This is a genomic window from Shewanella sp. GutDb-MelDb, assembly GCF_002836075.1.
Lineage (GTDB): Bacteria > Pseudomonadota > Gammaproteobacteria > Enterobacterales > Shewanellaceae > Shewanella.
The window spans coordinates 1-11,059 of the sequence record NZ_PJBM01000183.1 but is presented as its reverse complement, the minus strand read 5'-3'; the positions used below and the strand labels follow the sequence as shown (position 1 = coordinate 11,059).

Annotated in this window: 12 protein-coding genes; 10 read left to right on the top strand and 2 right to left on the bottom strand. The window is 45.7% G+C overall.

Annotation, left to right across the window (positions count from 1 at the left end):
* A partial coding sequence (locus tag CXF82_RS22560) for a hypothetical protein (RefSeq protein WP_257982757.1) occupies window positions 1-186 on the bottom strand: 186 nt, incomplete at its 3' end.
* Between CXF82_RS22560 and CXF82_RS09200 the strand changes: the two genes are divergently transcribed.
* From CXF82_RS09200 to CXF82_RS09155, 10 genes are all read left to right on the top strand, one after another.
* Window positions 95-1,264 (top strand): MFS transporter, encoded by a 1,170-nt coding sequence (locus tag CXF82_RS09200; protein WP_374702364.1) that lies wholly within the window; start codon window positions 95-97, stop codon window positions 1,262-1,264. The two genes, CXF82_RS22560 and CXF82_RS09200, sit on opposite strands and share 92 nt — an antisense overlap.
* 312 nt (window positions 1,265-1,576) lie before the next feature.
* Window positions 1,577-2,938, top strand: coding sequence for a ferritin-like domain-containing protein (locus CXF82_RS09195; protein ID WP_102044066.1), 1,362 nt, complete (start codon window positions 1,577-1,579; stop codon window positions 2,936-2,938).
* Window positions 2,939-2,962: 24 nt separating this feature from the next.
* The gene (locus tag CXF82_RS09190; RefSeq protein ID WP_102044065.1) at window positions 2,963-3,595 is read left to right on the top strand and encodes a hypothetical protein; all 633 of its coding nucleotides are present in this window, start codon (window positions 2,963-2,965) and stop codon (window positions 3,593-3,595) included.
* Between the two features lie 12 nt (window positions 3,596-3,607).
* Complete coding sequence (locus CXF82_RS09185) at window positions 3,608-4,564, top strand: MNIO family bufferin maturase (protein ID WP_101093526.1); 957 nt, start codon at window positions 3,608-3,610, stop codon at window positions 4,562-4,564.
* A complete protein-coding gene (locus CXF82_RS09180; RefSeq protein WP_102044064.1) occupies window positions 4,561-5,382 on the top strand; it encodes an HvfC/BufC N-terminal domain-containing protein in 822 nt (273 codons plus the stop codon). The genes CXF82_RS09185 and CXF82_RS09180 overlap by 4 nt, the downstream gene beginning before the upstream one ends.
* An 89-nt stretch (window positions 5,383-5,471) precedes the next feature.
* On the top strand, window positions 5,472-5,774 hold the full coding sequence (locus CXF82_RS09175) for a hypothetical protein (RefSeq protein WP_145991677.1): 303 nt from the start codon (window positions 5,472-5,474) through the stop codon (window positions 5,772-5,774).
* Entirely contained in the window at window positions 5,771-6,916 is a 1,146-nt protein-coding gene (locus tag CXF82_RS09170; protein ID WP_102044062.1) for a ferritin-like domain-containing protein, read from the top strand. Before CXF82_RS09175 ends, CXF82_RS09170 begins: the two co-directional genes overlap by 4 nt.
* A 2-nt stretch (window positions 6,917-6,918) precedes the next feature.
* Entirely contained in the window at window positions 6,919-9,087 is a 2,169-nt protein-coding gene (locus tag CXF82_RS09165) for a LodA/GoxA family CTQ-dependent oxidase (protein ID WP_219621779.1), read from the top strand.
* A 3-nt stretch (window positions 9,088-9,090) separates the two neighbouring features.
* Entirely contained in the window at window positions 9,091-10,194 is a 1,104-nt protein-coding gene (locus tag CXF82_RS09160) for an FAD-dependent monooxygenase (RefSeq protein ID WP_102044061.1), read from the top strand.
* A gap of 250 nt (window positions 10,195-10,444) precedes the next feature.
* Window positions 10,445-10,654 carry a TOBE domain-containing protein gene (locus CXF82_RS09155; RefSeq protein WP_101093521.1) on the top strand — a complete coding sequence of 70 codons (210 nt, stop codon included), beginning with the start codon at window positions 10,445-10,447 and terminating at the stop codon, window positions 10,652-10,654.
* Window positions 10,655-10,707: 53 nt separating this feature from the next.
* Here CXF82_RS09155 and CXF82_RS09150 read toward each other — a convergent pair.
* Window positions 10,708-11,059: hypothetical protein (locus CXF82_RS09150; protein WP_257982755.1), on the bottom strand; the 352-nt coding region annotated here is incomplete at its 5' end.

Genomic DNA, 11,059 nt, shown 5'->3' with positions numbered 1-11,059 from the left:
AAAAATAAACTTTACTTTGCCCAGAAAAGGCATAAAATCCGCTGCCTCAAATTTGCATTCAAACATGCAAAAGAATAACTTTAAGGAGTACAAGGTGGATAAATCTGCCTTTAAAACATCAGAAAACAGCACGTTCACTCCGGTGACAGGTCTGGCTTTTTTCGCTATTGCATCAGGCTTTCTCATGAGCCTTATCCCTTTGTCTTTAACGTCGTTCGAAATAGACACATCACTCATTGCTTGGCTTGCAAGTATTTTCTATTTAGGGATCTTAGTCGGCACCACCTGTATTCAGTCAGTCATTAGCAGAACAAGTCACCGTATCGCATTAGTGATGTTTCTATCACTGCTAATTCTCACCATAGTACTCATGCTAATTTTTCCAACCGCTTGGGTTTGGCTAGCAGCACGTTTTATCGCTGGTATTGCGGTGGCTGGTGTCTTCGTGGTCGTAGAGTCTTGGTTGTTGATGGCTGATAGCGCTAAACAAAGAGCGAAGCGCTTAGGCTTATATATGACATCCCTTTATGGCGGTAGCGCATTAGGGCAACTTGCCATCGGGCCTGTTGGTATCAGCGGATTAACGCCTTTTATATGTGTTATCGGTTTATTGTTCATTGCTATTTTGCCACCATTATTGATTAAAACAGGTCAGCCAGCGGTTATTGAACACCAAAAAATTAGCCTTCGACAAGCAAGAAAGATCAGCACACCAGCCATTATTGGTTGCTTGGTCTCAGGTATGCTACTTGGGCCTATTTATGGCTTGATGCCGACCTACATCAATACCCAACTTGGCAGTACTGAAAAAACCGCATTTTTAATGGCGCTGATCATTCTGGGCGGCATGCTTATTCAACCTCTGGTGAGTTATCTATCCATCAGAGTCAGTAAAAGCCTGTTAATGGCACAGTTTTGTTTACTGGGAACGGCAGGCATTGTCGGTGTGTTAGAGGGGAATTCGATTGCACTAGTCAGCATCAGTTACTTTGTTTTAGGTGCCAGTTGCTTTGCGCTTTACCCCATTGCAATCACGCTAGCTTGCGATGCTTTAGAGGTTGAAAAAATTGTCGCTGCAACCGAGTTAATGCTACTCAGTTATAGTGTTGGATCAGTATTCGGTCCTATCGTCGCCGAGCACAGTAGCCGTTCAGCCCACTCTTTAATACTGTATTTAGGCTTTGTGTTAACAACAACGTCAATCTATATGCTGTTAAAAAACTTACAAAGAACCCACAGCGGTCACACGCCAGCCATTGGTTAACGCCCAACGTGTAGCGCATTAAAATACATGCGCTACATCCCTTGCCCCCACATGCCGCGGCAGAACACCAATACCAATTGCATTAAGTAATAACGTAAGACTCAACTCAAGCACGAAGTAGCCAACTGATTAATAATCAAAATATTTTAATAGAAGATTACCGAAAGGTTGCTAAGCCAAATATGTCCTAAGTTTTAGTTAATGACTTCTATCTCGCTAGCGGATCAAACATTCGACATAGCCAAAATAACAGCAGAAGCCTAAACACTTTTTAAGATGAATTTAATTAGCAATGTATAAAAGGAATTAACAATGGCACAAGCAATTATGGGTGATGGTATCACTCAAATCACTAAAGGTAATTTGGAAGAAGCCCTGCAACAAGCAATCGGTATCGAAATCGCCACCATTCCGGCCTACTTATCAACCTACTACTCTATCAATCGAACGCCAAAACAAGACTATTTAGAAAAAGAATTCACTAAGCTGTTGATTAAAAAAGGAACCTGTCAACAAAAAGCACAGGAGCAAGCACTGGAACTTTCCGCCAAGATTATGGTTTTTGCCAATAAAGCTGGCGCAAATATCATGAGTGTTGTTGTGGAGGAGATGCTGCATATGTCGCTCTCTGCCAATGTGAAACAATCTCTTTTCGGTAACCCCGTTCTGGTGGGGCAAGCGCCAAGTGAATGGCCTGCTTATCTTCCTGGTCACGAGCCAGAGTTTCCTATCAATCGAGCGAAATTAAGCACTGAGCAGTTGGAAACCTTCAAAAAGATTGAAAGCCCCAAACCTTTCGACAAGAATTTAAAGCAGGTTACAGCGATCCCTTACCTCACCATTGGGCTCTTCTATCAAGGCATTGAAGACTGTATCAAAGAGTATTATTGCCATGAGGGATATTATGACTCAGAACGGCCGCAGCTTATTCCCAACCGTGGCTACTACGCACAGAATAATATCGACACCATCTATTACGACAAACAACATAACCCCGTATACGAAAATGCCGCCGATGCAGGGGGGTTAATCCATGTTGTTGACCAAGCCAGTGCACTAGCAGCGCTGGCGATCATTGTGGAACAAGGGGAAGGGGCTGGCACCGGATATGATGATAATTCCGAACATGAGCTCGCGCACTACTATAAATTTGACCAACTTCAACAAGAGCTGATCAATATCAACGCCGAGTTTAAAAACATATTTGGCGATAAGATGGACGTTGAGCAATATTTTGTCTACAACTTTGCCGATAACGCCGAAACACCTGACTACCCCGCCACGATCCAAGCCGTATCGAACCTCACCAATGCAATGTACAGCTATCTGTTCATTATGTCGCAGGCCTGCTACCGCGCAGACGAGCACACTCAGTTCGAAATATTTATGTTTGGGATCCATAAGAGCATGCTTTGGATCTTAAGTTCGCTCTGCGGCGAAATGACAGGCTTTAAGTATATAGCCGCCGATGGTCAGCAATACACTGCCACCGCTACCTTTGAAGAATATCGATTTAGCAATGCCTCTAGTCCTAAGTCACAGATCATCGAACTGTTTAATCAAGCTGTCGGGGGCACTCACAAGATAGCTTACATTGAGCAGCGTATTCTCGACCTACCCAATGTCTCCTTAGAAGGCTTTCTTGAGCCATCAAATACCCCATTAATGGCTTAACCCAACCCTATTGAGGATAACGAAATGTCTAAGTTAAACGATAAGATCCAAAGTCATGGTTGCGGTAGCCAGCCTATAAACAAAAATATGCCCAATACAGCAACACCATTGGAGTTACATGCTTGTATGGGGTTAAATGCCTGCCGTGGACATGACAGATTTGGTACCAATACCTGCGCTGGCACTGGCTACTGCGCAACAGAAACTCATGTGTGCCACACGCTTAATAACTGTGCAGGGCAAGGTGGCTGTGGCTTATTTGGTGATGCAGCAGAACAGTGTAAACCTGGCGCTAATGACTGCTCATGGCAAGGAAGTTGCGCCACCCCCATTCAAGCAGAACGTTTCAGTACCCTCGGCGCGAATAAAAACAACAGTGTTTGGTTACTTGCTAGAGAACTATTTCAACAACGCATGGACAAATCTCGTCGTAATGTAGGCCAAGCGCCTTTCCCCGCGGGCCCGCCTCAAGCATGGCTAGAGTCATTTGGTGAATATGACTCTTGCGGCAATTCAGGTGATAAATCCTGCTCCTTTGGGTTTAATAACCCAGCCCAGAACACTCAAGAACTGGTAGAACGTAGCATTGAATCACGCTCTAAAACACTTGCTGAATCTGAGTGCAGCAACACTAACAACAAACTCAACGACGATTAATCAGAGATAATGATGCCTAACTTTCATCGTCAAACCGAGGCAAGCCCAAATTTGGGCTTGGGCCTTGGCCTTCGAAGCCAGCATTTTAATGAGATTTTAGATAATAAACCCAAGGTCGATTGGTTTGAAATTATCTCAGAAAACTTTATGGATTCAGGTGGACGTCCGCGCCACGTTCTCAGACAGATAGCAGCAGATTACCCCATAGTAATGCATGGTGTATCTTTGTCTATTGGCAGTACTGACGAGCTAGATTTCACCTACCTTAAACGGTTAAAGCAACTCATTGATGAAGTGCAACCCGCTTGGGTGAGTGACCATCTATGTTGGACTGGCGCCTTAAGCCTCAATAGCCACGATTTGTTGCCCCTGCCACTGACCGCAGAAGCACTTCGTCACGTATGTCAGCGTGTTGATCAAGTGCAATCGTTTTTACAACGGCCTATCGTGCTAGAAAACCCCAGTACCTACTTAAGTTACACCCAATCGCACATACCAGAGTGGGAGTTCTTTAGCGCGCTCACCGCTCAAACGGGTTGCGGTATGTTACTCGACGTCAACAATGTATTTGTGTCAGCTTTCAATAATGATTTCGACCCTATTGAGTACATCGAAGGCCTACCGCATCAATCAATAGTGCAGATGCACCTCGCAGGCCACCAGCACTGCGGTGACTACATCATAGACACGCACGACAGCCCGGTAACAAATGCTGTGTGGCAACTGTTTAATTTGGCTTGGCAACGCACCCAAGGCTGTGCCACCTGCTTAGAGTGGGATGGCAATATCCCCACGTTCTCTGCCTATCATCAAGAGTTACTCAAAGCTAAACAGTATATGAGCAACATCTCAAACATCATTACCGAACCCCATATCAATGAGACCGAAATTAGCACTGCTGCTGTTTCAAACCCCATTGACTTTATGATTTCAAAGCCTCATTTAGCCGCAACTCAAGGTATTAAATGAGCAGTTTAACGCCGCAAAATTTGCCCCAAATACAGCAAAGTATGCTGGATGCACTGACGCAGCCAATGCAGCCAGCGTTAAATGCATTCATCAGTAATGAGATCGTCTCTTCACACAAACTGTCGGCGCAAGCGCATGTTGGGATCTACCAACGCAGCTACATTCTTAGGCTACAGCAGTGTATGGCCAGTCAATTCCCCACACTCAAATATGCACTCGGTGACGAACTGTTCGCATTGTTCGCGACTCAGTATTTACAGACATCGCCTTCGAACAGTTACACCCTCAATAATCTCGGGGATAACTTGCCCCATTTTCTGCAGCAGACTAGACCAGATGCAGAGCTGGAGATAAAAGAAGATTGGCCAGACTTTATGATTGAGCTAGCAAAGTTCGAAATTGCACTCAATCATCTATTTGATGCCAAAGCCACTGGCTACCCTGCCGATCCGCAGCAAAACCAAGCAGACGAACAGACCCAGGATCAACAGCTGCAGTTAGTCCCAGTGCTGCAAGTGTTTAAGCTAAGTTACCCCATCTGCAACTACTACCGCAGCTGTAACGACAACCAACAACCGCCGCTGCCATTGCCAGAACCCAGTTTTGCTGCCGTCTTTAGAAGAAACTATCGACTCGGGATTATTGATTTAAACGCTACTCAGTATTGTTTTCTCAAGCAACTGCAACAAACCCAGTCAATCAAAGCCAGTAAAGATCAACTGATTCAACAGCAAATAGGCACAGCTCAGACGATTGAAGAACTGTGGTTAATGTGGCGCAGGTATTTTATAGAGATGGGTATTTTTAACCAAATTTAACGACACTAAATCATTAAAACTAAACCATTAAAAAATAGTAAACCGAGTAAAAAGCAATCCAGTTAACACCGGATGTCAACTGACACAATATGGAGCATATCGTCATGTACTTTAAGAGAACACAACGCAGCCCAATCAAAAAAGGCTATTTAAAAAAACAAATTGTCATCTTTATTTCCGCCGCCACCGCAATGGCCAGCGCCTATGCGGCGGCGGCAGAAGTCCCCCTCTCTAATCCGGTGGCAATCCAATCCGCTACTGATACATTTTCAATGTTAAGCATTACTGAACAGCCACCATTTTTACAACTCATCGGCAGTCAAAAACGCCCCACTCCCTATGGTGTCACAACAGCAGAATATGTCGCGAACGAAAAAGGACTAACGTTATGAGTATTACTCAATTTCTCGGGATGAGATCGCAGCAAGATCTACTCAAAAGCCGAACTATGGTGCATCCCAACAAGATAACCAGCCAAAACCCATGGACTATTGAGGCCCTAAGAGAACATCTACAATGGGCTGTCGACGTTGAACTCTATACCATTCCGTATTACATGTCGGCAATGTACTCGGTCATCGACCAAGCATCTGAAGCAAGGCGTATAGTGCGTTCAGTCGTCAATCAAGAGATGCTGCACATGCAATGTGCGGCCAATATTGCCAACGCCTATGGCTGTGATCTACTGATTCGATCACCGCACTATGGTGGTAAAGTCCCCCACTTGGATTTTAAGAATAACCCTAATCGACCTACCGATGTATATACCCCATACAGCACTGAAATTGGGCCGATGGATGCACTGCGTATTAACACTATGTGCATTATTGAATGCCCTGGTGAATCGAGTACCACGCCGTCAGGTCCAAATGCAGCAGAGTACAGCTCGATAGGCGAAGTCTATCAAGCAATCCGCGAAGGGGCCGCCATGCTCAGTGAATGTATCATCGCCGACAACAACCAAGTCGCCCACTTTACCTCTACCTATCCAGACGTAATATCGCTCACCGTCACCAAGAGTGGTAGCAAAGGGCTAGTACAAGTCGGCGGACTAATTGATTTGATTGTCGAACAAGGCGAAGGTGCAGATTGGCCCCATGATTGCTGCGACGCCGATAAACCCATTAATCAGCGCTACGAAGACTATCAACAGAAGCTGTTAGCGCCAGAATATCAAAACCAAGTCGATGATATTCAACCCTACTGGGATCACTTTCAAAAGTTTACCTATTTACGTAAGCAAGCATTACCAGCGACTTTTCCACTGACATTCGGCAGCCCGCGTGGGCGTAAAAACCAACAAATCCTCATTAGCCATTTTGGCCACTTCCTGCAGCTAATGAACATCGTATTTAACCCCATCTACCAACAGCAGTTGGCTAAAGAGAACGGCATAACGGTCGAACAAGTACAGCAAAGTGCTGGAGCCGAATTTGGTACCACTATGTACAAAGTCGGTGCAGCTATTGCCGCATGCTGGGAAAACGGTGTGCCACCGACCTTCTCTAGTCAATCAAATCAACAGGAGCAATAACCATGACTCAGTCAATTTTTAAAATTCACCCTGCCATTGGTATTGCCCGTGTAGGTAACAGTAATGAGTATTACCTCGCGCCAGAATCTATTGCAGCGATGCCGCAACCCGGTAAACCTGGCGATATGACGACAGGCGGCTTGCCAATTCGCCCCGGCACTGAAGACAGCATTATCAACAGCTCTGAGTTTCGCGACCACTGCGGCGCATTTAAACGTCAGGCGGCGCGCTTTCGTATTTTTGCTTACCCCTCCAAAGACGTTAACCAGTACCCAGCCCAAAATGGCGAAGAGATAAAAATCGGTAGCGTGATTAACGGTAAGAAAGTGGTCGATATTGTTTGGAGTGTGCATCTAGCCAACAAGAAATGCAGCTGGTTTGCCAATGACGATGATCATGGCGCGGTAGCGTACGACAACGGTAAAACTCCCACCTTAAGAAACCTCCGTGAAGGACTCGATCCTTACAATACTGGCCGACTGAAAAAACTCATTATTGATGCTGGCCCCCGAGCAATAAAGGGGCCCTGTAGCAAGGCAGAATTCACCGCAGAACAGCACGCAAGCATTGAACAAAAAGGTGAAATAGTGCCATTGCCGCATTATCCACAGTCGTTTCCCTATATGCACTTCGAGCTTCCCGACAAATCCGATCTATCCGAGGAATCCCAGAAACTAGTCAAGCTAATTACTCCTCAAGGGCGCATCGAAAGTTTAGGCGAAATGGAAACCGACAGCGACGGCCGCCTTATTGTCGCTGGCGGCTATGGACGGAGTAATGCGTGGCAACTCGATGCTAGCAATATTCCGCTACTCAATAACCCGGTAAACAACGACCAATGGTTTGACGACACCTCTGACGGCCCAGTCGATGCCACTTTGGTTTTTGACGATGGCACTACAGAATCGGCCTTTGGCGGATGGGTGGTGGTGACAGATCCAAGCTATGCCCCGCAAACCCTGAATGTAGTATCACTTTTCGACGAAGCGTATGACGTCTTCTTACGTGAACTCAATTTGGAGCCCACGGTATTTAGCGATGGACAATTTAACCCTGATTGTAAACCCGCCTTTGATGATCATATTAAACCGCTTTTTAGAGCCACCGCCCAGCAGCTATGGAATGCCTACCTACCCGGCTTTGCCATTGATGCCCACAATAGCGTGGACAGCATAACTGCCGATGATAATCCAGACGAAACCATCTTAGCGGGACTCGCTTATATCCGTCAGCCAAATGATGGTAAGCAAGCGAGCTGGCGCTCGCAATCGATTGATGTCGGTGCACCACTGATGCCGCTCTCCTTAGGCGATTCAAGCCCAGCAGGAGGAAAACCGTTTTTAAGCCCTACGGTCACTCAGTATCACTTCTTACACTGCTGGTCGAATCATCAATATAAAAAGGTAAACGACAACCCACTAGGCCAAGGTGAATACCTTGATCGCGCCACGCTGCAAAACTGCTTAGGCGGCCGTTTTAGTCCTGGCATTGACATGACTTGGATCATTCGAGAGCCGAGCCTGTATATCACTGACTGGCAGCAAGGCGCAGGTCCGTTTAGGATCCATCATAAAGCGCTCAATTACGCTGGCGTGATCAACCAAAAACTCAGCTATGGCACCCCTTTACTAACACTCGGGTGGATCCCGCGTCATGAAGAAGTCGAGTATTTAGGACTAGAGCCAGGCGATGCCACCAAGTTTATGGCACTGCCTTGGCATGCAGACTATAACTCCTGCGCCATTCATCAATCATCACCCAATACTCAAGACTCGCAAACCCTGTATTGGTCATGGCCGGCGCAGCGACCCGTCACGGTTTACACCGCCGAAGATTATCAAAACCTGCAGATAGAGAAAGACCGCCATGGTTTACCACCACAGCGCTACTCTGTCAGAGGTCAAGGCACAGTGCCTGGCGAAAATAGTCCTGATGATAGCGGCAATCTCGCCAATGCGGGACGCTTCTGGGATTATCGCCAAATGCTCGAAAAGTGGAGTGACATCGGCGTAATAGTGCAAGCCACCACTATTAACGATGGCAACAGCTACCCCGACAACGTTTACCTAGAAGTTGAAAGTAAGCTCACCGGGGCTACGCCAAACCTAAAAGAACCCACACCCTGGCCCATGCTGGCTGGGAACGAAACTGCCATCAATAAAAAGGGATAATCGATGAAACCACTCTATGACGTCATCATCGTCGGAGGGGGGCCCGCGGGTTGTGCGACAGCAATTGCTTTGCACAATCTAGGGGTTAAAAATACGCTCGTCATCGAGGCCAGTGATTACACAGCGCCTCGTATCGGCGAGAGCATTCCACCCGATAGCCGTGAACTGTTAGAAAAACTAGGGATCTGGGACGCGTTTACAGCACAAAAACACGCTCCCTGCTTAGGCAGTTATTCAAGCTGGGGCAGTGATCAATTAGGCTTTAACGACTATCTCTTTAATCCGCAAGGGCATGGATGGCATTTAAACCGGTGCGCTTTCGATAAATTTTTAGCTTTACAGGTGGAAAAAAGAGGAGGCGCACTGTTAAAAAACACCCATTTTGCCAGCCTTGTACGTGAGCAACATGCCTACCCGATCAAAGTCCTGCTGCGTAACAATGCTCAGCTAAGGTGTCGCTTTATTGTCGACGCTACGGGTCGCAGCGCCAAAGTGGCACGCCAGTTTAATGCTAAAGCAAAAATTGAAGATCAACTGGTGGCCGTCAGCGCATACTTTGACTCTAGCGACATTATATCTGCAAACAGTTATCGCCAAATGACACTGCTTGAAGCCGTCGATTATGGCTGGTGGTATTTAGCTCACTTGCCCAATAACAAGGTCATAGTAACCGTCGCAACCGATCCTCAAACTGTGAAAGACAAACACCTAAAAGACCCCCGTTCTTGGCAACAAGCCATGCAGCTCACGCAACATATTCAGCCGATTATAAGTCAATCAACCCCAAGCAGTTTGCATACGTGGGTGGCTCAATCGGCCATAATGAATCCCCCCGCAGCAGAACACTGGTTAACCGTCGGCGATGCCGCCTCAGTCTATGACCCTATTAGTTCACAAGGGATCTACAAAGCACTTAAAAATGGTATCGATGCCGCCGATGCGATTGTCGATTGGTTAGATAACAACGCTCAGACCATCAACCAATACCGCAATAATATTGGTAATAACTTCATCCAATATCTCGCTCAAAAAGCTTATTTTTATAGTGAGGAGCAGCGCTGGCCAGAGAGTACATTTTGGAAAAGCAGGCAGCAGCCTCGTCAATAACAAAGGGAATAGCTGCCGTGGGCAATCAATTAAACTTGCTAACCTAATACAGCACAAAACAATTACGCTACATTTTTAGTCGATTAATAACAGCCACTTAAAAAGTAAAGTCACATCAGTAAAAATAACATTGCAATTTATTAGCAATTTGCGATTTACTTCAAACAATTGTAACGCCTATGCTTTAAAAATATCGAGATAAGCCATTACAACGTATAATTTAGCCTTCATATACCAAAGGAATTAATCCATGAGAATCAGCGCACGTAATACCCTAAGTGGCAAAATTAAATCTATCGATGAAGGTTCAGTTAATAATGAAGTTGTTATTGAATTGGCGCCTGGCGTTGAGATCACTTCAGTTGTGACTAAGAAGTCTTGTCAACAACTAGGTCTAGTTGTGGGTGGCGAGGCTTACGCGATCATTAAAGCAAGCAATGTTATGGTTGCTGTAGACTAAATGCTCATCAAAGCTGCAACGTAACTTAGCTTGCGGCTTTTTTCTTCTGCCAACTAATATCCAAAAAAAGAGGCTATAAAACCAATAATAATCAGAGATATGCCGAGTAACATGGTGTATTTAACCCGAGTCGCCTGCTTAAAAGCTTGGTGGCCAGCGTACTGAATATCGATATTATCAGAGATCTCAAACCGACGACTCAAGGTCCAGCTAAACAATGTTAACCGATCGAAAGACGCCATAAAGGTACCTTGAGATCCTAACAAAGCATTCCACTGCTCTCTATCGTGCAGCTTAAGCGTACGATTAAGATCGGGCATTCCCATAAAAGCGATCCCAAAAAACAGCACCAAAAAACCAATTGCTATTACCGACATAACGCCCTCTATTGACCACAAATCGATT

Coding starts and splice junctions, on each gene's coding strand:
- CXF82_RS09195 (WP_102044066.1), top strand. CDS start 1,577: ATGGCACAAGCAATTATGGGTGATGGTATCACTCAAATCACTAAAGGT.
- CXF82_RS09190 (WP_102044065.1), top strand. CDS start 2,963: ATGTCTAAGTTAAACGATAAGATCCAAAGTCATGGTTGCGGTAGCCAG.
- CXF82_RS09185 (WP_101093526.1), top strand. CDS start 3,608: ATGCCTAACTTTCATCGTCAAACCGAGGCAAGCCCAAATTTGGGCTTG.
- CXF82_RS09180 (WP_102044064.1), top strand. CDS start 4,561: ATGAGCAGTTTAACGCCGCAAAATTTGCCCCAAATACAGCAAAGTATG.
- CXF82_RS09175 (WP_145991677.1), top strand. CDS start 5,472: ATGGAGCATATCGTCATGTACTTTAAGAGAACACAACGCAGCCCAATC.
- CXF82_RS09170 (WP_102044062.1), top strand. CDS start 5,771: ATGAGTATTACTCAATTTCTCGGGATGAGATCGCAGCAAGATCTACTC.
- CXF82_RS09165 (WP_219621779.1), top strand. CDS start 6,919: ATGACTCAGTCAATTTTTAAAATTCACCCTGCCATTGGTATTGCCCGT.
- CXF82_RS09160 (WP_102044061.1), top strand. CDS start 9,091: ATGAAACCACTCTATGACGTCATCATCGTCGGAGGGGGGCCCGCGGGT.
- CXF82_RS09155 (WP_101093521.1), top strand. CDS start 10,445: ATGAGAATCAGCGCACGTAATACCCTAAGTGGCAAAATTAAATCTATC.